This window comes from Modicisalibacter luteus DSM 23508, from assembly GCF_000378505.1.
Taxonomy (GTDB): Bacteria; Pseudomonadota; Gammaproteobacteria; order Pseudomonadales; family Halomonadaceae; genus Modicisalibacter; species Modicisalibacter luteus.
In genome coordinates this window covers 527,534-548,493 of the sequence record NZ_KB899989.1, presented here as the reverse complement: position 1 = coordinate 548,493, position 20,960 = coordinate 527,534, and the positions used below count along the sequence as shown (strand labels likewise).

Annotated in this window: 21 protein-coding genes; 10 read left to right on the top strand and 11 right to left on the bottom strand. The window is 60.9% G+C overall.

The annotated features are described in order from the left end of the window. Window positions 1–165 precede the first annotated feature (165 nt). Window positions 166–594, bottom strand: coding sequence for an HIT domain-containing protein (locus F568_RS0102545; protein WP_019017129.1), 429 nt, complete (start codon window positions 592–594; stop codon window positions 166–168). Between the two features lie 211 nt (window positions 595–805). On the opposite strand from F568_RS0102545, the gene F568_RS0102540 reads away from it, so the two are divergent. The 5 genes from F568_RS0102540 to F568_RS0102520 all read left to right on the top strand — a co-directional run bounded on the left by F568_RS0102540 (window position 806) and on the right by F568_RS0102520 (window position 5,326). Next, window positions 806–1,834, top strand: coding sequence for a TAXI family TRAP transporter solute-binding subunit (locus tag F568_RS0102540; protein WP_019017128.1), 1,029 nt, complete (start codon window positions 806–808; stop codon window positions 1,832–1,834). A 96-nt stretch (window positions 1,835–1,930) separates the two neighbouring features. Further along, complete coding sequence (locus tag F568_RS0102535) at window positions 1,931–4,060, top strand: TRAP transporter permease (protein WP_019017127.1); 2,130 nt, start codon at window positions 1,931–1,933, stop codon at window positions 4,058–4,060. 56 nt (window positions 4,061–4,116) lie between these two features. Beyond that, window positions 4,117–4,863 (top strand): sulfite exporter TauE/SafE family protein, encoded by a 747-nt coding sequence (locus F568_RS0102530; protein WP_019017126.1) that lies wholly within the window; start codon window positions 4,117–4,119, stop codon window positions 4,861–4,863. A gap of 99 nt (window positions 4,864–4,962) precedes the next feature. Next, window positions 4,963–5,091, top strand: coding sequence for an entericidin A/B family lipoprotein (locus tag F568_RS0102525; protein ID WP_019017125.1), 129 nt, complete (start codon window positions 4,963–4,965; stop codon window positions 5,089–5,091). 106 nt (window positions 5,092–5,197) lie between these two features. Next, entirely contained in the window at window positions 5,198–5,326 is a 129-nt protein-coding gene (locus F568_RS0102520) for an entericidin A/B family lipoprotein (RefSeq protein ID WP_019017124.1), read from the top strand. 64 nt (window positions 5,327–5,390) lie between these two features. On the opposite strand, the gene F568_RS0102515 is transcribed toward F568_RS0102520, so the two are convergent. From F568_RS0102515 to osmF, 4 genes are read right to left on the bottom strand one after another with little or no spacing between them, the layout of a single operon-like run. Next, a complete protein-coding gene (locus F568_RS0102515; RefSeq protein ID WP_019017123.1) occupies window positions 5,391–6,146 on the bottom strand; it encodes an ABC transporter permease in 756 nt (251 codons plus the stop codon). Then, window positions 6,137–7,201 (bottom strand): ABC transporter ATP-binding protein, encoded by a 1,065-nt coding sequence (locus F568_RS0102510; RefSeq protein WP_019017122.1) that lies wholly within the window; start codon window positions 7,199–7,201, stop codon window positions 6,137–6,139. The genes F568_RS0102515 and F568_RS0102510 overlap by 10 nt, the downstream gene beginning before the upstream one ends. Window positions 7,202–7,232: 31 nt before the next feature. After that, entirely contained in the window at window positions 7,233–8,444 is a 1,212-nt protein-coding gene (locus F568_RS0102505; protein ID WP_019017121.1) for an ABC transporter permease, read from the bottom strand. A 42-nt stretch (window positions 8,445–8,486) separates the two neighbouring features. Continuing rightward, window positions 8,487–9,404, bottom strand: coding sequence for a glycine betaine ABC transporter substrate-binding protein OsmF (osmF, locus tag F568_RS0102500; protein WP_019017120.1), 918 nt, complete (start codon window positions 9,402–9,404; stop codon window positions 8,487–8,489). A gap of 173 nt (window positions 9,405–9,577) precedes the next feature. Between osmF and F568_RS0102495 the strand changes: the two genes are divergently transcribed. Beyond that, window positions 9,578–9,889, top strand: a complete 312-nt coding sequence (locus F568_RS0102495; RefSeq protein ID WP_019017119.1) for an I78 family peptidase inhibitor — start codon at window positions 9,578–9,580, stop codon at window positions 9,887–9,889. A gap of 14 nt (window positions 9,890–9,903) precedes the next feature. Here F568_RS0102495 and F568_RS0102490 read toward each other — a convergent pair whose 3' ends face one another. Both F568_RS0102490 and F568_RS0102485 read right to left on the bottom strand, forming a co-directional pair. Next, window positions 9,904–11,142, bottom strand: coding sequence for an EAL and HDOD domain-containing protein (locus F568_RS0102490; protein ID WP_019017118.1), 1,239 nt, complete (start codon window positions 11,140–11,142; stop codon window positions 9,904–9,906). Window positions 11,143–11,212: 70 nt separating this feature from the next. Further along, window positions 11,213–11,815 (bottom strand): LysE family translocator, encoded by a 603-nt coding sequence (locus tag F568_RS0102485; RefSeq protein WP_019017117.1) that lies wholly within the window; start codon window positions 11,813–11,815, stop codon window positions 11,213–11,215. Between the two features lie 94 nt (window positions 11,816–11,909). On the opposite strand from F568_RS0102485, the gene F568_RS0102480 reads away from it, so the two are divergent. Beyond that, a complete protein-coding gene (locus F568_RS0102480) occupies window positions 11,910–13,301 on the top strand; it encodes an aminotransferase-like domain-containing protein (protein WP_019017116.1) in 1,392 nt (463 codons plus the stop codon). 59 nt (window positions 13,302–13,360) lie between these two features. Beyond that, entirely contained in the window at window positions 13,361–14,398 is a 1,038-nt protein-coding gene (locus F568_RS0102475; RefSeq protein ID WP_019017115.1) for a hypothetical protein, read from the top strand. A 15-nt stretch (window positions 14,399–14,413) separates the two neighbouring features. Here F568_RS0102475 and F568_RS0102470 read toward each other — a convergent pair whose 3' ends face one another. Further along, a complete protein-coding gene (locus F568_RS0102470; protein ID WP_019017114.1) occupies window positions 14,414–15,442 on the bottom strand; it encodes an ion transporter in 1,029 nt (342 codons plus the stop codon). A 48-nt stretch (window positions 15,443–15,490) separates the two neighbouring features. After that, window positions 15,491–16,006: an acyl-CoA thioesterase gene (locus F568_RS0102465; RefSeq protein WP_019017113.1), complete on the bottom strand. Its 516-nt coding sequence runs from the start codon at window positions 16,004–16,006 to the stop codon at window positions 15,491–15,493. 155 nt (window positions 16,007–16,161) lie between these two features. On the opposite strand from F568_RS0102465, the gene F568_RS0102460 reads away from it, so the two are divergent. After that, the gene (locus F568_RS0102460) at window positions 16,162–16,458 is read left to right on the top strand and encodes a hypothetical protein (protein ID WP_019017112.1); all 297 of its coding nucleotides are present in this window, start codon (window positions 16,162–16,164) and stop codon (window positions 16,456–16,458) included. Window positions 16,459–16,507: 49 nt separating this feature from the next. Here F568_RS0102460 and F568_RS0102455 read toward each other — a convergent pair whose 3' ends face one another. After that, window positions 16,508–17,818, bottom strand: coding sequence for a short-chain fatty acid transporter (locus F568_RS0102455; RefSeq protein WP_019017111.1), 1,311 nt, complete (start codon window positions 17,816–17,818; stop codon window positions 16,508–16,510). A gap of 83 nt (window positions 17,819–17,901) precedes the next feature. Then, a complete protein-coding gene (locus F568_RS0102450) occupies window positions 17,902–19,239 on the bottom strand; it encodes an MATE family efflux transporter (protein WP_019017110.1) in 1,338 nt (445 codons plus the stop codon). 194 nt (window positions 19,240–19,433) lie between these two features. On the opposite strand from F568_RS0102450, the gene F568_RS0102445 reads away from it, so the two are divergent. Further along, window positions 19,434–20,840, top strand: coding sequence for an alginate export family protein (locus tag F568_RS0102445; RefSeq protein WP_019017109.1), 1,407 nt, complete (start codon window positions 19,434–19,436; stop codon window positions 20,838–20,840). Window positions 20,841–20,960: the final 120 nt, after the last annotated feature.

The following is a 20,960-nucleotide window of genomic DNA, read 5'->3' as shown; positions in this document are numbered from 1 at the left end:
TCAAGGATAAAAGGCTGCGCGCATGAATCACTGCGTTACGCGGTGCTCAAAGGCTCGCCTAACTCATGTCATGTCTCGCCTTTTGCGCTCCGGGCACCTTGTGCTTCACAGCGCTCGCTAAATTTATCCAGGGATTCCACCGTTATTGGCTTGCCAGCGGGAAGCTCACTTGGGTCCATCGGGCAGGGTATTGACGAGCATCAGCAGTTCGTCGCGGATCTCGGCGAGGGCATCGGCATCGTAGGGTTGGCGCTCGCCATGGCCCCAGACCGGGTTCGGCCAGGCGGAGTCATCCTGGCGACGAAGGATGACATGGACGTGAAGTTGGGCGACCTGGTTGCCGAGGGTGGCAATATTCAGCTTGTCGCCGCCCAAGGCGTCCTTCATGCCATGAGCGAGCGAAGTGGCTTCACGCCATAGCTGGGTCTGGTCGTCCGCAGACAACTCATGGACCTCGCTGATGTCGGCACGCCTGGGCACCAGAATCAGCCACGGAAACCGGGCGTCATCCATCAGGCAGACTCGGCACAGCGGCAGGTCGGAAAGGTGGTGTGTGTCCGCGTCCAGGCGCGGATGGAGCTGGAAGTCGTTCATCGCCGCTCTCCTCGGACATCCTCTGTCGACATATCGGCAACTTTTTGCCGATGCTGGACGACGCTATCGGCGTAAAATTGCCGATGACGTCGATGTTTGGCTGCCTTGCTTCCTGTAACGTTATGATAAATCGAGAGATTCGAAACCTGGCAAGACCCTTGCAATATGACTGACGCAGACAATAAACGCCAGCTTCTTTCAGGAGAACAATATGCACAAGCGTCAGTTTCTCAAGACCACACTAGGCCTTGCCACGGCTGCAGCACTCGGCCTGTCCGCCTCCTCAGCCATGGCCCAGGATCAGGGCGCCCAGTACATCATGGGTACCGCGACGACCGGCGGGACCTACTATCCGGTCGGTGTTGCGCTCTCTACGCTGGTCAAGGTCAAGCTCGAGCCGAGTACGGGCATTTCGCTGTCGGCGATCAGCTCTGCCGGGTCCGGTGAAAACCTCAAGCTGATGGACGAGGACCAGGCCCAGTTCGGCATCTTGCAGGGCCTATATGGCGCCTATGCCTGGAAGGGTACGGGCCCGGTTCCCAAGGCGTACAAGAACCTGCGTAGCGTGTCGATGCTATGGCAGAACGTCGAACACTTCGTGGTCGACAACGACGTTGTCGATTCGGGCACCATCGAGGACATGACCAACCTGTACGGTGAGCCATTCTCGATCGGGGCACGTAATTCCGGTACCGAGGGCTCTGGCCGTTACATCCTCAATCAGTTGGGGATCGACCCCGAACAGATGGACCTGGCCTACCTCGGCTATGGTCCGAGCGCCGATGCGCTGCAGAACGGCACCATCGAGGGCATGAACATTCCTGCAGGCGTTCCGGCTTCGGCGGTAACCCGGGCCTATGCCAACATGGGTGACGATATCACCACGCTGGACTTCACCGAAGAACAGGTGAAGAAGGTCAATAGCGAGTTCGACCTGTGGTCGGCCTACGAGATCCCGGCCGAGACCTATCCCAACCAGACCGAAGTCATCAACACCATCGCTCAGCCCAACATTCTGGCGGTGCGTGCCGATGTGCCTGCAGACCACGTCTATGCCCTGACCAAGGCGATGTACGAGAACCTCCCGTTCCTCAACAACATTCATCCGGCCACCAAGGCCATGGCGCTGGAGAAAGCCATCGCCGGCCTGCCGATGCCGCTGCATGAAGGTGCGGCCCGCTACTTCAAGGAGCAAGGGCTGGATATTCCCGAGCGCCTGCAGCCGGTATCTGCCGAGTAACTTGTCCTGACTTGCCCGGCCCTCATGGGCCGGGTCGAGCGAGCCTTCCGGCATTCATGACCGGTCGGCTCGTTACCGATTTCCGAGGAGTGATCCGTGAGCGACCCGAACATCGAAAAGGTCCGCGACGAGAGTGCCAGCGAGGCTGAGGAACGTCTTCAGCATCCCTGGCTGGGGCGTTTCCTGTTTGGCTTCGCCATTGTCGTGTCCCTCGCCCATCTCTATTTCAATACGTTTTCGACGCTCTCCACTCTATGGACGAGCGCGATGCATTTTGGCTTCTTCGGTGTGCTGTGTGCCTTGTCGGTACCATTGGCGCGACCTCAGGGCGCCGGTGCCCGGCGCTTGGTGCTGGGTGTCGATATCCTCCTCGCCCTGGCAGCGGCAGGCTGTGTCATCTACCTGATGGCGTTCGAAGATGCCCTCTACGCGCGTGGTGTGACCTTTGTTACCTCGGACTGGATCGTGTCGATCGCCGCTGTCGCCCTGATCCTTGAGTTCGCTCGGCGCACTACCGGCTGGTTCATTCCCGTGTTGTGTATCGTCGCACTGACCTATGTGGCCTGGTGGGGCCAATACGTCAATGGCGTGTTCAACTTTCCCGGTCTGAGTTGGGAAACCGTGCTGTTCCGTAGTTACATCGGGGGCGAGGGCATGCTGGGGTCGATCGCCCGCATATCCTGGACCTACGTGTTCATGTTCATTCTCTTCGGCGCCTTCCTGGTCAAGTCCGGTGCCGGAGATTTCATCATCGAGCTGGCGCGTTGCGCCGCCGGTCGTTTTGTCGGTGGCCCGGGCTTCGTGGCGGTGTTCTCGTCAGGGCTGATGGGCTCGGTGTCCGGCTCGAGCGTCGCCAATACGGTTTCCACCGGGGTCATCACCATTCCGCTGATGCGCAAGGCCGGCTTCCCGGCGCGCTTCGCTGCCGGCGTCGAGGCAGCTGCCTCCACCGGCGGCCAACTTATGCCTCCGGTCATGGGGGCCGGGGCGTTCATCATGGCTTCCTACACCCAGGTCTCCTACCTGACGATCATTGGTGTGGCGGCCCTGCCGGCTCTCCTTTACTTCCTGTCGGTAGCAATGTTCGTGCGCATCGAGGCCAAGCGCAGCGATGCGCAACATCTTGCCGATCCCAATGCGCCGAAGATCGGTGAGGTACTCAAGAACGGCTGGCACTTCCTGTTGCCACTGGTGGTGCTGGTCGCTGCGCTGATCTACGGTTTCACGCCGACCTATGCCGCCGGTATCGCGATCGTTTCGGTGATCGTGTCGTCGTGGCTGTCGAAGAATCCGATGAAGCCGCGTGACATCCTGGATGCGCTGGTGCTAGGCAGCCGCAACATGATCACCACTGCCATCCTGTTGATCACGGTAGGCCTGATCGTCAACGTGGTCTCGACCACCGGTATCGGCAACACCTTCTCGCTGATGATCACCGACTGGGCCGGGGGCAGCCTGCTGATTACCATCTTCCTGATCGCCGTCGCTTCGCTGATCCTCGGCATGGGGCTGCCGGTCACGGCATCCTACATCGTGCTGGGAACGCTGTCGGCGCCGGCACTCTACAACCTGATGGCGCATGCCCAGCTGCTCGACCTGATCGCCGCCGGCAACCTGCCCGAGCAGGCCAGGGCTATCTTCATGATTGCTGCACCGGATCAGATTCAGGCACTGTCCAGCCCGATGAGCATGGCCGAGGCCAAGGCACTGCTCGACAAAGTGCCGGATACCTTCTCGAGCCAGCTCTACGAGCAGGCGTTGTCGCCGGCGTTCCTGACCATGTCGCTGGTTGCCGCGCATATGGTGATCTTCTGGCTATCTCAGGACTCCAACGTCACGCCGCCGGTGTGCCTGACTGCATTTGCCGCTGCGGCTATTGCCGGCACCCCACAGATGCGTACCGGTTTCACGGCCTGGAAGCTGGCCAAGGGCCTTTATATCATCCCGCTGTTGTTCGTGTGGTCGCCGCTGATCACCGGGACGCCACTTGAGATGTTCACCGTGTTCGTGTTCGCGCTGTTCGGTGTCTATGCGATCATTGCCGGGCTGGAAGGCTACCTGGAGCACGAACTGCCATGGTGGCTGCGCTTGCTGATGTTCCCGATCGGCGCTCTGATGCTGTGGCCGCATGGTATGCTGGCCATCGATCTGGCCGGAGTGGCGATTTTCCTCGCCGTCCTGTTATGGAGCGGCCGGCAGGGGCGTTCCACCCCTCGCCTGGCGTAAGCGAACCCATGTGAACGATGCCCGTCTGCCGAGCTGACGGGCCCTAAGGAGTGGTGATGAGCCTGCTGGAAGCCCTGGCTCTGGTGGCGATCGGTGGGGTGGCTGGCTTCATCAATGTCTTGTCGGCGGGCGGCTCAATGTTGACCTTGCCCTTGCTGATGTTCCTGGGGCTGCCGCCCCAGGCTGCCAACGGCACCAATCGCGTGAGTATCGTGCTGCAGAGCGTGACGGCGGTCAGTGGCTTCTTCCGGGCAGGTGCGCGCGATATCGGCATCAGTCTGCGCCTGTCGGTTCCCGCCGTTCTCGGCTCGCTAATGGGTGCCTGGCTGGTCCTGCAGGTCTCCGATGCCTTGTTCGAGGCAGTGCTAGTGGCTGCCATGGTCGTGGCTTCGGTCATGATGCTGTTGCCCCAGCCCCGTGTGGATACCCGCACGCTGACGCCCGAGCGTCTCACCCCGACGGTCTATCTGGCGATGTTCGTGATCGGGCTGTATGGCGGGTTTATCCAGGTCGGCGTCGGTGTACTATTCATTGCCGTGCTCTACCGTCTGCTGCGCATCGACCTGGCCCAGGTCAACGTATTCAAGGTCTTTATCATTCTGCTGTATACACTGCCGGCCCTGGCGATGTTCGTACTCAACGATCAGGTGCGCTGGGGATACGGTCTGCTGCTGGCACTGGGCAGCATGTCGGGTGCCTGGCTGGCCGTCAGGGTCAACCTGGGCCCACGCGGTGCGGTCTGGGTGAAATGGCTGACCTTGGCGGTGATCGTGGCGATCGTGGTGCGCCTGCTGTTGTTCTGAATAACGAACCGTCAGCCCTCAAGGGCCGGGTCTGCCTCTTGCCGTGAGCGCGTGCATGAGGGATAACAACGCTTTGAGTGGTCGAGCAAGGGAAACATTATGAAAAGAGTCGTGTGGGTATCCGTGTTGCTGGCGCTGGTGGCTCTGGCCGGGTGCAACACCATGCAGGGCTTCGGCCGGGATGTCGAAAAGGTCGGCTCCGAGATCGAGGAGGCGGCCAACCGCTAACCACGGGCAAAATGTGCGTAATGGTCGGTTAACTGTTACGCTGAAGTTAGGTGGCCTTGCCGCCTGCTTTGCCGAATCGGAAGGTAATCACGTTAAGGAGGACATGATGAAGAAGATTTGGACACTGACTTTTACCCTGCTGATGGCTGCGACGGTCCTGACCGGTTGTAATACCATGGAAGGTGCCGGTGAAGACATCGAACGAGGTGGCGAGGAAATTCAGGAAGCTAGCTAACCTAACGTTTCTCTTTAAACCCCTGGCGGGTGTTACGCACCCGCCAGGGGTTTTTCGTTGGATCTCACGCCCCGAAGGTAAAGCGCCGTTCCAGGCGCTCGAACAGCAGGTCGCTGACGATCGCCAGCAAGCCCACCAATAATGCACCCTGTATCACGTAGGCGATGTTGTTGCCGACCAGGCCGGCGATGATCGGTGTGCCCAGGCTTTGCGCGCCCACCGTAGCGCCAATGGTCGCCGTGCCGATATTGATGATCACTGAGACGCGCACCCCGGCGATGATCACCCGCATGGCAATGGGCAGCTCCACACGACGCAGGATCTGGCCTTGGGTCATGCCGATGCCGCGTGCCGCCTCAAGTGTCGCCGGTGGTACGGTATTCAGCCCGGCGATGGTGTTCTGAATCACGGGCAGCAGACCATAGAGTGTCAGGGCGACGACGGTCGGCACGAAGCCGAAGCCGGCCAGCGGTACCACGATGGCAAGGACCGCCGCAGGTGGAAAGGTTTGCCCGATGGCGGCCATCGATGACACCATGGGCTCGAATTCGCGCCCGCCTCGTCGCGTCACGAACAACCCGGCACCCACCCCCACGCTGACCGAGATAAGCGACGACACCAACACCAGCAACAGATGGTCCAAGGTCAGCTGCAGAAAGCTTTCGCGACGGTACACCGGGTTGCTTACGTCGGGAAAAAGCGCTTGGAACAACGGCTCCAGGCGGGCCATGAACAGCGTCAGGGTCACCAGCAGCACACTCAGGGCCACTAGTAGCCAGTCGCGGAAAGGTATCGGGTGTTTCACCGTGGCTACGCGCATGGCTGCTGCCCCATCACGCCGTGCATGGTGACCTCGCCGACCAGTCGCCCCTCGCTATCGAGAACCGGCAGCACCATGACCCGGAACCACACCATGCGCGACAGCGCCTCCTTCATGGTCATGTCGGGTGTCGCGCTCCACTCGGGGGTAACCCCGGTGCGCTCTTGCGTATCCTCGGCATGCAGCCGCCCTCCATGCAGGCAGACCGGCCGGCCCTCCTTATCGACTTCCCAGGCATAGCCGGATATGCGAACGCTTTCGTCCGAGGCGCCCCGCAGTGTGGCAGGCTGTTGATACTGATGTACCCACCGCCTTGAGAGCAGCTTGAGGCCAAGGTCGGCCTTGCCGATGAAACTACGCACGAAATCATTGGCGGGGCGAGTCAACAGCTCGATGGGGCGATCGTACTGCACCAGCCGGCCGGCATTGAGCAGGGCAATGCGTGAGGCCAGCTTGAGCGCCTCGTCCATGTCATGGGTAACGAAAATGATGGTTTTGCGCGTATGCCGATGAACGCGCAGCAGCTCGTCCTGTAATACCTCTCGTGTGAGCGGGTCGACGGCACCGAACGGCTCGTCCATGAGCAGGACTTCGGGATCGGCAGCCAGGGCGCGGGCCACACCGACACGCTGGGCTTGCCCACCGGAGAGTTGGTGCGGGTACTTGTCACGCAGCTCGCCAGCATCCAGGTGGAAGAGCCCCATCAGCTCATCGACACGTTCATCAATGCGCGATTTCGGCCACTTGAGGAGCCCGGGTACGACAGCGATGTTTTTGGCCACGCTCCAGTGCGGAAACAGTCCGATCGACTGGATGGCGTAACCGATGCGTCGCCGTAGCTGCTCGACGGGCAGGCGAGTTATGTCATCCTCGCCAAGCAGGATGCGTCCGCGCGAGGCTGGGATCAGGCGGTTGATCATGCGCAACGTGGTCGATTTGCCGCAGCCCGATGGGCCGATCAGTACACCAAATTCGCCACTATCGACACGTAGTGAGACGTCGTCGACCACCGTCTTGTCGCCGTAGATCTTGGTCAGGCCCTGGAGTTCGATCATGGGCTCCGCCCTGGTCTGATAAGAAATGAAGTCATCGCATGCCTGCCGGCTTACTCAGCGCAACCAGGATCTGCAACAGGAAATCGGCGACCACGGCCAGGGCGATGGTCGGTACGGCACCCAGCAGTACCAGGTCGATCGCGTACTGGCCCAAGCCCTGGAAGATGAAGGCGCCCAGGCCACCGGCCCCGATCAGCGCGGCGACCACGGTCAGGCCGATGGCCTGAACGGTGACGATGCGCAATCCCGACAGGATGACTGGTAGTGCCAATGGCACCTCGATCTTCCACAGGATCTGGCGTGAGGTCATGCCCATGCCACGTGCTGCCTCTATGGTGGTGGCCGGCACCCCGGCGAAACCGGCATAGGTGTTGCGTACCACGGGGAGCAGGGAATACATGATCAGCGCAATGACCGCCGGAGCAGCGCCTATCCCACCGACACCTATCGCCTTCAACCAGGGCAGTGCCTCGCCGAGTGCCGAAAGTGGTGCTACCAGCAGCGCGAAGAGAGCAATCGACGGGATGGTTTGAAAGAAGTTGAGCGCACCGAACAACGGGCCGCGTGCCGTAGGGTGTCGGCGGGCCAGCAGGCCCAGTGGCAGGCCCATTAGCAGGGCCGGCCCCAGCGCCAATCCGACCAGGCGTAGATGGGCCAGAAACTCCGCGGTGAAAGTGCCCTTGTTATTGGCGTACTCACGCATGATCGACAACGCATCGAAGGTATCGCCAGCGAACATCGCGCCCACCAAGACCACCAGAACGACCGAATACAGGCCGCGCACGGCGAGACTGCTACCCAGTCGCTGGAAGGCGTCGATGATCATCAGGATCGGGCAGAAGACCAGAATCCAGAATGCAGCCCCCTGCGAGACGCGGGCGGCCGGTGAAGCGTCCTGCAGGGCGCGACTGGCGTAATCTCCCAAGCCGTAGAGCGCCAGGAGCAGCCACAGGGGGGCAGCAGTGAGGGTCAACCAGCGGGCTAGCCGGGCGGGAAAGGGGCGGGACAGTGCGCAGGCCGTCAGAATCCCGGCCAACCCGGCCAGTGCCAGCCACTGCCAAGACAGCATGGCGGCCGTCACGCCGACGGCCTGGCCGGACATGAGCCGGTTGGGCGCCATCGACGCGAATGGCAGCAGCACGACACCCAGCAGCGCGGCCACCAGCAGAGTCAGCAGCACCCGATTGGTCACGAGAGAGCCGGTGTGCCGTTCCTCGTCCCCAGGTACCCGATCATGCGCCATGCGCTATCGATCCTGTCGTCAGGGAGCGATACGCTGGAAGTGTCAATCCAGAAAGCCCTGTTCCTTCAGGTAGTCTTGCGCGACCTGCCTGGCGGGCTGTCCTTCCACCTGGATACGGCTGTTGAGCTCCTGAAGAGTCTCGCGGTCGAGGGATTCGAACACCGGTGCGAACAGACCTTCGATCCCGGGGTTCGCCTGCAATGTTTGCTGACGGATCACCGGGGCCGGTTCGTAGACCATCTGCACACCTTGGGTATCGTCCATGACCCTGAGGCCGGCCGGCTTGATGGCACCGTCGGTGCCGTAGACCATGGCTGCGTTAGTGCCGCTGGTGCCTTCGGCCGCGGCGCGGATGGTTGCAGCGGTATTCCCGCCGGACAGAACCAGTAGCTGTTCCTGATCGAGCTGGAAGTCATAGGCCTGCTGGAAGCTGGGCAGGGCGGCCTCGCTCTCGACGAACTCCGCCGAGCCGGCAAGCTTGACGTCGCCGCCTTGGCTGACCCACTTGCCGAAGTCCTCCATGGTCTGCAGATTGTTCTCTTCGGCCACATCGTTACGCACCGCAATGGCCCAGGTGTTGTTGGCCGGGGCGGGTGACAACCAGATCAAGTCGTTGTTGTCACGATCCCATTGACGGATCTTCTCGTAGCCGGCCTGGGCGTCCTTCCAGGCAGGGTCGTCAGTATTGCCGGTAAAGAAGGCGCCATTGCCGGTGTATTCGGGATACAGGTCGATCTGATCCTCGAGCAGCGCGGTGCGCACGATATTGGTAGGGCCGAGCTGGAGCTTGTCCTCGACCTCGTAGCCGGCATCACGGAGCAATTCGATCAGCATGTTGCCGAGCAGGGCACCTTCGGTATCGATCTTCGATGCCACGCGAATCGGATCGGCGGCCATGGCTTGGCTCACGGCCAGGACCGTGCCGAGCGCAATGCCGAATATGTTGCCAAACCTGCCCATAAGCTTTCATCCTCTGGTTGCGATGCGACGGTTCCTGTCACGTGGCGTAGCGCCCCTGTCCGGGCCAGGACACCCGGTAACAACCAGAGCCTAGCGTATTCTGCATGTAAGGCTCTACTTTCAGTAAGTCGCCCAGGCGCACCATGCGCCGTCAGTCAACCAAGGAGAACGCCATGAAACGGATCGCACTTTCGGGGGCCTATGCCATGCTTTTGGCGGGTTGTACCGCGTCACTCACTCCCGACGAGGCTCCACCTCCGCCGTCCATGCAGGCGGGAAACAGCAAATGCGATGCCTCGGCGATTCAGGATTACCTCGGCGAAGATTACCGTGCTGCCCTGGAGCAAATTCTCGCGAACCAGAGCGGGGCACAGCGGGTGCGGGTCATTCGGCCCGGCGAAGGCCACACTATGGACTACCGCCCCGAGCGGCTGAATATTCATCTTGATGAGCAAGGCAAAATCAGCGAGCTGAGCTGCGGCTGAGATGAGGGTAGTGGCTAGGGCGATGCGCTGGATTGGGCGATGGCGTGCTGCTGGGCGAGGTTAAGCGTGTCCGGCGAGATACCGTACTCCACGAGCCCCGTCCAGTCGATGTGCTCCGGCTCGCCGCGTTCAAGGTGAAGGGTGGTTTCGAGAACCTTGCCCAAGGGGCCGCGCCGCTCAAGGATGGCCTGCCTTAGACTGTCATGAAGCGGCAACTCGTCGAGGATACGGGTGAGTGCCTGATCGAAGAAAGCGTCCAAGATTGAAAACAGCCCGACCGTGAAGCCTGCCATGGCGCCGCCCGGAACCTTTTCCGCCAAGGCCTCGCAAAGGTAGCCTCGTTGCATGGCCAGCTTTTGCAGGGCATGAGGTTTATCGTCCAGCTTGCTCAGTGCCAGCAGGCTGGCCAGGCTTCTGATGCGGCGTTGTCCTAGCAGGCTGACCGCCGCATGCACGGAGTCGATATGCCGATGGCGGTAGAATAGCGAACTATTGGCGATCTTTAACAGACGCAGGCTCAGGAAGGGGTCCTTGCGTATCAACTCGGCAAGTTCGCCAGTCTCGATATCCGGCTGGTTGAGCTTGACCAGCAATTGCAGGATCAGCAGCCGGTTCTGCGGCATGCGCCGGCCCTCGACGATGGCAGGCCTGGCGAGAAAGTAACCTTGAAACAGGTCGCAACCCGCCAGTAGGCAGTGTTCGAATTCGTTATGGTCTTCGACCTTTTCGGCAAGCAGAACCAGCTTGGGGTAAGAGCGCTTCAAACTGGTGACGATATCGAGAAAGCCTTCCCGGGAGTAGGCGCGATAATCCAGCTTGACGATGTCGGCGTAAGGCAGCAAGGGGTGCTGCACTTCCGTGTAAGTGTAGTCGTCGAGGGCGATACGATAGCCCTGCTCACGATAGCGGCGTACGGCTTGCAAGACGTCATGACTGGGCGTCACGGTCTCAAGAATTTCGATAACCAAGTCGCCGGGAGAGAATGGAAGATCACCCTTGAGGGTGTTAGCCGTGAAATTGACGTACGCCGGGGTGCCCTCGCATACGCTATGAATATTGTCTTCCGTAAAGGCATTGAGCATAACCTGGCGCGTGGCCTCGTCCCCATCGAACGGGCCTGACAGCGCGTTACCGGTATGGCAGGTACGAAACAGGAGCTCACAGCCAGCCATGACTTTATAACGGTCATAAATGGGCTGGCGAGCGAACAAAACGTGCTTGAGTGGTGGCGGACAAAGGGAATCGGCCATCATTAGGAATCTCTAAGATAATTATTCTTAATTATCGGCATTCCCTTCCAAGACTTGAGATGGCCCGGTCACCTCATGCCAAGATGAATATTACGCAGGCCGCCGTCATGGCGCCCATGGTGACGTTGAAGATGCGCCAGCTGCGTGGGGTATGCAGCACATGCCCGATAGCCATGCCGAAGCCGGCCCACAGCGAGATGCAAGGCAGGGCGATGAGTTCTGCGAAGCCGGCCAGCAGCAGGGCATTCAGCCAAGCATTACCGCCTGTTGGCAGGAACCCTGCCATCAGAGCCAACCCCATGACCCATGCCTTGGGGTTGGCGAACTGGAAGATTGCCGCCTGCCACAGCGTCAGTGGGCGGCCCGTACCGCGCAGGGCCAGATCGGGAGGCGGTGCCGAGGCGATCTTCCAGGCCAGATAGAGCAGGTAGACGCTGCCGAGGATCTTCAGCAGGACCTGGAACATCGGATAGCGTTCGAACAGCAGGCCCAGGCCCAGGGCGATGGCTGTAAACAGCACGAAGCAGCCAGCCATGATGCCGAGGATGTGCGGTAGGGTTCGCCAATAGCCATAGTTGGCTCCGGATGCCGTAAGCATGAGGTTATTGGGGCCAGGGGTGATGGTCATCGAGATCATGTACAGGGCGGCTGGCCCGAGGAATGCCAATCCTTCCATTTTGTATCCATACAATTTTATGATTTGCGTTTAACATCTCGCTATATCCGAGCATAATGGGTACAAATGACGCGTCAACGGGATTATTGTCACCATGACAATTTGGGTGCCCCAATTACCGGCCACGGGAGTCCGCTACCGGGCGCTGGCCGACGCTATTGGCGATGCGATCGCCAGCGGTGAACTCGACGAGGGCATGCGGCTGCCGCCTCAACGTCGGCTGGCCGATGCGCTGAGTGTCACTGTAGGTACGGTGACACGCGCTTATGCCGAGGCCGAGCGGCGTGGTCTGGTCGAGGCCCGGGTGGGGAGCGGTACCTATGTGCGGGGGCGTCAGTCCACCGCCACGTTCCGACAGACTGGCATGCAGGCCGATGCGGGATGCGTCGACCTCAGCCTCAGCCTGCCGCCGCCACACCCCGACCGGCCGCGAGGGCTCGGCGAGGCCCTCGAGGCTATCCATCATGACCCGCAGGCATTGATGCAGGCGGTAGATTACCAATCGGAACAGGGGATGTTTCGCCATCGGGACATGCTGGCACGTTGGATGACCCGGCTCGGTCTCCCCGTCGACGCCGAGGAACTCATGATCACCCTGGGCGGCCAGCATGGCATCACCCTGGCTCTGCAGGCCCTGGCCCAGCCCGGTGAGCGTGTCGCGGCCAGCGCCCTCACTTACCCGGGGATGATCGCGGCGGCCCAGCAACTGCACCTCAAGCCGCTGCGCGTGCCATTGGACGAGGGGGGCATGAACATCGACGCCCTGGCTCGGCTGTGTGCCCAGCAGGCGCCACGTCTGGTTTACATCACCCCGGATATCAACAACCCCACCGGCGCCTTCCTGTCCGAGGCACGTCGGCATGCATTGGTTGCACTGGCGCGTGAGCACGACTTCTGGATCGTCGAGGATGGCGTGCAGTATCTGCCCGCCGAAGAACGGGGGACACCGTTGTACCAGTTGGCGCCGGAGCGCACCCTTTATCTATTCAGTACTTCCAAGGTCATGGCCGGCGGGCTGCGTGTCGGTACGCTGCGGGTGCCGCCGATACTGGCCGAGAGGTTGGGAACCTTGCAGCGCGCCCAGAGCTGGATGGTGCCTCCGCTGATGGCCGAGATCGTCTGTCGCTGGATCGACAGTGGGGCGGCCGAGCGCCTGCTGGACTGGCAGTTGGGCGAGATCGCCGCGCGCCAGGCGCTGGCCCAGCGGTACTTGGCCAGCTACGGTGCACGCGGGCGGCCCCATGGCTTTCATCTCTGGTTACCGTTGCCGCCCGGGATACGTGCGGCAGCCCTGATCCAGCAGCTCGAACAGCGCCAGGTGCGGGTAACCAGCGCCGAGCCGTTCTGTGTCGGCAGTGAGCCGGCCCCCCAGGCGGTCAGGCTCTGCGTCAGCGCCGCGGTCAACCGTGATGCACTGACCCACGCGCTCGATACGCTGGTATCGCTGCTCCAGGCACCGCCGGCCAGCCCATGGCGCACGCTATGACTTGCATTTGGTGCCTGTGCGGCGCAGCGTCATAGTACACCGATCGATCAGGAGGCGACATGATTCGAGCCAAGGTACTGTCTCACGGCACCGTGCACTGTTTCCCCGCCGGCCTGCGCGATGAGCGCGACCGGTTGGTCAATGCCGAAGTGTCTGCAGTGGTTTATGACGGAAGCCGGCTGATCCTGGCCAGCGACAAGCCGGTGCCGGGCCGTTCTCCGGTTTTTGCTGTCGACATCGATGAGGGGGGCATCCCGGACGATACAACCCTGACTTACTTCACGGCGGAGACTATTGTCCGTGCCACCAAGTATGAGGATTTTGCGCTGACGGCCGATGGCAAGCACATCCTGGCCACTACCGGTTTCGATCGCATCGACGATGCCAGCCATGACCTCAACGCCTACAATCACCTGCTGATCTGGCCACTCGGCGAGCCCGAGCGTGTCCAGGTCGTCGATCCCGACCCGCGCGATGGTGTCGAAGGTTCGCTGGAATTGCGCGCCAAGCTCGATGCAGCTATCGGTACCCCTTATTACAAGATCGAGGGCCTGGCGGCGATTCCCGGCGAGCACGGCGATGGGCTCTTGATGTTCGGTGTGCGCGAGCAGGGCAATGCACATGATGACTTCGATTACGTCTGCCGCATGGTCGGCGCCCACTACCGAATCACGAGCGATGGCAACCTGGAGTTCATCGACGAGCTGCGTAGCCTGTATGCCTTCGACCCGAGCGCACACGCAGGGGTGAACCATACGTGTGGTCTGTCCAGCCTGGAGTACGACCCCTACAACGCCAGCCTTTACCTGCTCACCAGCTTCGAGACCGAGGATGAGGACATCGCCCGGATTGGCGGCTATCTATGGGTAGTCTCCTTGCAGGATCTGGCCGCTGAGCGCGAACCTCAGTTGGTCTGTGACGAGCAAGGCGAAGTGCTGGTGTTCGAGCATAAGGCCGAGGGACTGGCGGTGCTCGACGAGACACGTCTGTTCGTCGCCTACGACAATGACCGTCATCTGGGGCTCGGCTCGATCGACGAACGTGACGAGCGCCACGCCTGCGAGGCGCCGTTCACGCTGCTTGCCATGAGCCAGTGAGTGGCCGGGCATGCCTCATTGTGGTGGGGTCATGTTGTGCTCGGCGTACTTGTCACGCCATTGCTTCACGGCGACCTGCTCCTTGAGCAGTTCCAGGATGTCGACCAGTACGCGCTCGGTAATACGGTCGGTACGTGTGTCTGTGATCAACAAGGCATCGAAGCCGCTGTCGGCCACTTGGCGCATCAACTGGGTAAACTCGGGAGAATTCAGGCCGACGATGGCTTCACGCACCAACCGATTGGCAATGTCGCTGAGCGTCTGATCCATGGCCGTGGCGACCTGCTCGCCGAACGGCAAGCGGCGTAGGCGCTTGATCTCTGGGCTGTCCTGCATGGTGCGGCCGACCAGGGCGCTAACGTAGCGGGCAATCAGGGCATGATTGCGCTGGCAGGTCTCGCTCAGCGTCTCCTCCAGGCGTTGTGTGATCTCATCGACCAGTTGCTGCTTGCGTGGTGCGATCACTTCCTGAACGATACGCCGGGAAAAGACATCGCTGTTGCGGACTTCTTCCTGCACGCTGCCGATCAGGCGAATCGCTACGCGATCCGAGACTTCCTCGAGCAGGATGTCGTAGTACTTGGCGATGCTCTTGGTAAGCGACCAGCGGCGCACATCGATGAGTTGTAATCGCTGCAGACGATAGATCAGCGAAAAGACACGCAGGACGCGTAGCCAGCGCAGCCCGGTCAGCGGGATACAGCCGAGTACGTCGTACCAGTGCATGAAGGGGTAGTAGTACCAGCGCGGGTAACGTCGCTCGGCGATAGCCGCTGCCCAACCGAGCAGGACATCGAGCAGGAAGATCGCCACGAACACCAGGTCGATGGTGAAGAAGTTTTCATGAATCGTCTCGTTATAGGCGCGGTAAGCCTGCGGAGAGACGGCCTCGAACGCGTTATTCAGGGCGGGGATCAAGAACAGGCTGTCGATGACCAGCAGTGATAGATTAATGATGACCAGCACCACGATCATCAGGTCCCAGATCAGGTGCACGCGCTCATTGCCGGGGCGCAGGCCACGATGTGGTGTCGGCGTTGTCATTCGACCTCCTTGTCGCTACTTGCAGCGGTTGCCGGCTCAGTCGATCCGCTAGCCATCAGGCTGTTCAGCGTAGTGATTCTCATGGGTGCGCCGTGCTTCCTCTTCGGCTTCCTTGCGTAGCTTCTTGCGCAGTGCTGCCTTCTCGAAGCGCAGCTTTTGCAGAGGGGTTTTCAACACCAAGGGGGGCACCTTGGCGGGGCGACCGTTCTCGTCAACGGCAACCATGGTGAGATAACAGCTATTGGTATGTCGAATTACCTTTTCCTGGATGGATTCGGCCACTACCTTGATGCCAATTTCCATGGATGAGCTGCCGACATGGTTGACGGAAGCCAGAAACGTCACCAGTTCTCCTACATGGATGGGTTGCTTGAACAGCACCTGATCCACCGACAGAGTCACCACGTAACTGCCGGAATAGCGGCTGGCACAAGCATAGGCGACCTCATCGAGTTTCTTGAGGATCGCACCGCCATGCACCTTGCCGCTGAAGTTGGCCATGTCGGGAGTCATCAGCACGGTCATGGATAGCTCGTGCTGGCGGGGAAGGTCATCGGGCGTCATGGTCGATTTCCGTCAGGTTGATTATTTCGTCTAGGTTTACCATGTTTCGCAGGGTATTGCGTGAGCCTGCGAATTCCACCGGGCGGCTTGGTATGCCGACCGAGAAATGTGCTGTACTGCAAGACAATGGATTGGTTCGACTGAGGAGGAACAGCATGGAAACAGCATACCGCGTAGGTGCCGAGGTATGGGCCTCTGGCAACGAGAAGGTCGGGACGGTGGATGTGCTTGGCGACAAGTACGTCCGTGTCGTGGCGCCAGACGGCTCGTTCCGCTGGATCGCCTACGACAAGCTGGACGCGGAAGGCAACGATCGCCTGACATTGACGGGAGGTAGCAATCAGGTTCTGACCTCGCCGCCGGTAGGAGAGAACGATGCCATCGTCGACGAGGCCAGTGCCGACTCGTTCCCCGCCAGTGATCCGCCGGGATATACCCCGGACAAGACCTGACAGGCGACATTCCTGCTGGCGCCCACTCTACTTGTGCTATAGGCCTGTTCTACAGGAAAGTCAGGCCTAGGGCGATGATCACGCCGGTGATGACCAGCTGAACCAGGCAGAAGCCCATGATGTCCTTTGCCTTGAGTCCGGCAATGGCCAGCACCGGCAGGGCCCAGAACGGTTGCAGCAGGTTGGTCCAGGCGTCCCCCCACGCCACGGCCATGGCGATCTTGGGAACGCTGGCGCCGAGCGCTTCCGCGGCCGGCAGCATGACCGGTGCCTGCACGGCCCACTGACCACCGCCCGATGGCACGAACAGATTGAGAACGCCGGCACTTATGAAAGACCAGAATGGCAGGCTGTCGGCATCGGCAATCGAGACAAAACCTTCTGACAACGTCTCGGCCAGGCCCGACTCCACCATGATCGCCATGATACCGGCGTAAAAGGGAAACTGGATGACGATGCCCGCGCCGCCTTTGACGGCTTCGTAGAGGCTGTCCAGGAGTTGTCGGGGGGTGCGATGCAGCACCAGGGCCAGAAACAGGAACAGAAAGTTGACGATGTTCAGGTTGAGCCCGCCGCCGCGCAGCAAAAAATGATCGAGCAGGAACACCAGGCCGGGAATCCCTACCAGCCAGGAAAGCGCCACGCTGTTCTCCAGATGCTCGGCCGGGCGCATCGGCAACTGACGGCGCGGTGTGGCGTCATCCAGCATGTGGCGCTCGACGAATACGCTCTCGCTCTCGTCGGGCAGCATCCATCGGTTCACCAGTGGCACCACGATGAACAGTACGGCCACAATGGCCAGGTTGAACAACGAGAAGATCGTCTCGGTGGTGGGGATCACACCGATGCGATCAGACGCAAAGTGGCCCTCGGTGGCAATGACCAGCGGGATCGAACCGGCCAGGCCGCCATGCCAGACGATGAAGCCGGAATAGGCGCTGGCGATCAGCAGCCGATAGTCAACACGGACTTGGCGGGCAAGTTCCTTGGCGAACAGGGCACCTACCACCAGCCCGAACCCCCAGTTGATCCAACTGGCAGCCAGCGATACCACACTGACCAGGACAATAGCCTTGGCCGCGTTATCGGCCTGCGACGCAAGCTTGGCGAGCAGGCGCCTGACCGGTGGCGAACTGGCCAGCATGAAGCCAGTGACCAGTACCAGCAGCATCTGCATCGAGAATGTCAGCAGGTTCCAGAAGCCATCACCCCAGTAACGCAATACGCTCAGGGGTGTCTGGCGCTCCACGCCGATGGCGGCGGCGGCGGCGACCAGCGTCAACAGCAGGACGAAGACATAGGGATCAGGCAAGTAGCGTTCGACCAGCTTGACAGCGGGGCGTGACAGGAACTTGAGCATGGCGGTTCTCGACGGGACGTATGCTTGAGTAACGTAGCGTAAAAGCCGGACCTTGCCTGTGCCACTCTGGTCGTATCGTGAAACTAGTCGGGGACCGCTGAGGCGTTCCAGTAACGGTGACGATAGTGGCGGTAATAGGCGCCAAGCGTAGCCGAGCGCACCAGGGTGAACAGGGTGAAGGCCAGCCACAGACCATGGTTGCCCAGCCCCGCCCCGATGTTCTGCGTCAACCACCAGGCCGGCAGGTAGACGGCCAGGCCGACAAAGATACTGTTACGCATCTCACGGGTGGCGGTGGCGCCAATGAAGACCCCATCGAGCAGATAGCTCCATACCGCCAGGGCCGGCATCAGTACCATCCATGGAAGATATTCCGCCGCGGCGGCACGTACCGTCTCCAAGTCGGTCAGCAGCGAGATCAGCCATTCACCGGCAATCGCGAAGCCCAACATGGCCGTGCCGGCCGTGATCAGCGAAAAACGCGTGGCAGCGCGCACGAAGGCAGTGAATGCCGGCCAGTCGCGGCTGCCGATGGCGCGTCCGCTCAGGGCCTCTGCGGCGTGGGCGAAACCGTCCAGGCCATAGGACGTCAACATCACGAACTGAAGCAGCACCGCATTGGCGGCCAGTATGACATCGCCTTGGCTGGCCCCCTGGGAAGTAAAGAACGCCATGGCGAACAGCAGGCCCAGCGTACGTACGAACAAATGCCCATTGACCTGGAGCAGCTCTCGGTAGGCCACCAGCCTCAGCAGGCGGTCGCGCAAAAAGCGCCCCTGTAGTGAGCCAAGCTGACGTTTTACCAGCCACAGGCCGAGCACCAAGGCGGTATAGTCGGCAATCGCCGTGGCCCAGGCCACACCATCGCTGGTCATGCCCAGGCCCACCACGAACCACAAGTCGAGCGCAATATTGACGCTGTTGGTGGTGATCATGATGACCAGCGTCACGCGACTGTTCTGCTGGCCCAGGAACCAGCCGAGGATGGCATAGTTTGCCAGTACGGCCGGTGCCGAAAGGATGCGGATATGGGCGTATTCCTCGGCAAGGCGCGTGGCTTCGTCACTGCCGTCGAGCAGCCAAAGCCCAAAGGCGATCAGCGGCTCCGAGAGAACGATCAGCAAGAGGCCAATGATGCCGGCCATGAGCAGCGACTGGCCGAGCAGGTTGCGTACCGCAGTATCGTCCTCGCGGCCGGCGGCCTGCGAGGTCAGGCCAGTGGTGCCCATGCGCAGGAAACCGAAGCCCCAGTACAGGAAGCTGAACAGCGTGGCCCCCAGGGTAACTCCGGCCAGATATTTCGACTCGGGCAGGTGGCCGACCACGGCGGTATCCACCAGGCCTAGCAGTGGTACGGTAATGTTGGAAAGAATGATGGGCCAGGCCAACATCCATACGCGTCTGCCTGGCGTGGTGGACATGCTCACTCCGCTTCCTTGGATAGCTGAAACGCACGCAGCATAGCATTGCCATGCCCGGTCGCGGATAGCGAATCGGCACGGCACTGGCTGTGACCGGCGATCGTCTCCTAAGGTAAAGGGTATAACTGCGTCCGGCTCGGTATTCGGCGTGTTTCGGGACGCGATCTGCCCGGCAGTACAAAGGAGATGTTGTCATGATTCGTCTTATGTCGAGTCCCCAGCGGCGCTTGCTCAGGCTGCTGCCTGGCCTGGGTAGCATGGCTCTGCTGCCGATGCCGTCATTCGCGGCTGTGACTGACCTCGATTACGTCGAGGCGGGTATAAAGCCACCCTCGGCGCCGCACACGTTCTACGAAAGCGTCGATGGGCGTCGCTACGCCAAGGCAGGGTTAATGCTCTACGGGTTCGGCGCCGTGACTGATGACCTCAACTTCGGCTCGTCATACAGCATCGATGGGGCGGCGCCGACTCAGGAAGACCCCGCCTGGTGGGAGGCGGTGATCCAGCCTGCCCTGACCGCAGGCTGGAACACCGGAGCTGGCACCTTCTTTACCGGCCTGCAGGGCAGTTACGCCCTGACCCGGGGCAATCGCTATGGGGATGCGGCTGGCGCGACGCCGGGCCACCCCGAGCACGCACGTCTCGATCGCGCCTACGTGGGATGGCGCAGCGGTAGCCTATGGGCGGATTCGCTGGGCAAGGATGCGCTGACGCTATCTTTTGGCGATCAGAAGTTCATCTTCGGCGACGGTTTCCTGGTCGGTGACGGCTATACCGACATGGGCCGTCACGCGGCGTATTACATTGGGCCCAGTGAGAGCTTCGAGGATACGGCGATCCTGTCGTTGGACAGTCATGGCTGGCATGCCGACGTGTTCCATCTCGAGCAGCAGCAGGATCTGGGGGGGGGAGGACAGGAGGAAACCCTCGTCAACGGCACCAACCTAGATTATACCTGGGGCGACCGGGCCAAGGTCGGGGCTGCCTACCTCCACACCTACGCCAGCGATATTGCCACTCGCGAGGGTATGGACGTCTATAACCTGCGAGCCAAGGGCAAGCCGCTGACCAGCGTGCCGGGCTTGGCACTCGGCGGTCAGTGGGTTTACGAAACCAATAGCGAGCAGGGTATCGACGACACCGGCTGGTATTTGCAGGCCACCTACACCTTTCATGACACGCCCTGGCGGCCCCAGGTCCTCTATCGGCATGCGGAATTCAGCGAACGTTACGACACGTTGTTCTACGATTTTGCGGGCGGCTGGGGCAACTGGTTCATGGGCGAGATCGTTGGCGAGTACATGCTGTTCAACAGTAACCTCGACATCGACATGGTCAAGGCATCGTTCAAGCCGCGCGACGACCTGGAAGCCGGTCTGATCGGTTATCGCTTTCGCTACCACGACCGTGCCGCGGCGGGAGCCGACGACCGAGACTTCGCACGGGAGATGAATCTTTATGCCGACTGGACGATTACCGACACGTTCTTTGTTTCGGCAATCTATGCCGTGGCCTTCCCCGGTGGGGGGGCTGACGAGCGGTTTATGGGCAACGATGAAACGGCACAGCTTTTCGAGGTGTTTGCCTCATACCGTTTTTAAGAACCGAGGTGCGGGAGCCATCCCTGGCCGTACTGCGTTGCATCCTGCTTGAGCAAGTTAATGTTAATTTGCGTAAAGTAAAAGATGGAATCCATCATCGCTGGGCATGAAAATGCCTCA

Bases quoted from the DNA above. Each gene is read 5' to 3' on its own strand.
- F568_RS0102545 (WP_019017129.1), bottom strand. From the start codon at position 594: ATGAACGACTTCCAGCTCCATCCGCGCCTGGACGCGGACACACACCAC.
- F568_RS0102460 (WP_019017112.1), top strand. From the start codon at position 16,162: ATGGAAACAGCATACCGCGTAGGTGCCGAGGTATGGGCCTCTGGCAAC.
- osmF (WP_019017120.1), bottom strand. From the start codon at position 9,404: ATGGGCAGGTTTGGCAACATATTCGGCATTGCGCTCGGCACGGTCCTG.
- F568_RS0102455 (WP_019017111.1), bottom strand. From the start codon at position 17,818: ATGCTCAAGTTCCTGTCACGCCCCGCTGTCAAGCTGGTCGAACGCTAC.
- F568_RS0102470 (WP_019017114.1), bottom strand. From the start codon at position 15,442: ATGACAACGCCGACACCACATCGTGGCCTGCGCCCCGGCAATGAGCGC.
- F568_RS0102515 (WP_019017123.1), bottom strand. From the start codon at position 6,146: ATGCGCGTAGCCACGGTGAAACACCCGATACCTTTCCGCGACTGGCTA.
- F568_RS0102525 (WP_019017125.1), top strand. From the start codon at position 4,963: ATGAAAAGAGTCGTGTGGGTATCCGTGTTGCTGGCGCTGGTGGCTCTG.
- F568_RS0102505 (WP_019017121.1), bottom strand. From the start codon at position 8,444: ATGGCGCATGATCGGGTACCTGGGGACGAGGAACGGCACACCGGCTCT.
- F568_RS0102445 (WP_019017109.1), top strand. From the start codon at position 19,434: ATGATTCGTCTTATGTCGAGTCCCCAGCGGCGCTTGCTCAGGCTGCTG.
- F568_RS0102450 (WP_019017110.1), bottom strand. From the start codon at position 19,239: ATGTCCACCACGCCAGGCAGACGCGTATGGATGTTGGCCTGGCCCATC.
- F568_RS0102465 (WP_019017113.1), bottom strand. From the start codon at position 16,006: ATGACGCCCGATGACCTTCCCCGCCAGCACGAGCTATCCATGACCGTG.
- F568_RS0102485 (WP_019017117.1), bottom strand. From the start codon at position 11,815: ATGGAAGGATTGGCATTCCTCGGGCCAGCCGCCCTGTACATGATCTCG.
- F568_RS0102480 (WP_019017116.1), top strand. From the start codon at position 11,910: ATGACAATTTGGGTGCCCCAATTACCGGCCACGGGAGTCCGCTACCGG.
- F568_RS0102495 (WP_019017119.1), top strand. From the start codon at position 9,578: ATGAAACGGATCGCACTTTCGGGGGCCTATGCCATGCTTTTGGCGGGT.
- F568_RS0102490 (WP_019017118.1), bottom strand. From the start codon at position 11,142: ATGATGGCCGATTCCCTTTGTCCGCCACCACTCAAGCACGTTTTGTTC.
- F568_RS0102475 (WP_019017115.1), top strand. From the start codon at position 13,361: ATGATTCGAGCCAAGGTACTGTCTCACGGCACCGTGCACTGTTTCCCC.
- F568_RS0102520 (WP_019017124.1), top strand. From the start codon at position 5,198: ATGAAGAAGATTTGGACACTGACTTTTACCCTGCTGATGGCTGCGACG.
- F568_RS0102530 (WP_019017126.1), top strand. From the start codon at position 4,117: ATGAGCCTGCTGGAAGCCCTGGCTCTGGTGGCGATCGGTGGGGTGGCT.
- F568_RS0102510 (WP_019017122.1), bottom strand. From the start codon at position 7,201: ATGATCGAACTCCAGGGCCTGACCAAGATCTACGGCGACAAGACGGTG.
- F568_RS0102540 (WP_019017128.1), top strand. From the start codon at position 806: ATGCACAAGCGTCAGTTTCTCAAGACCACACTAGGCCTTGCCACGGCT.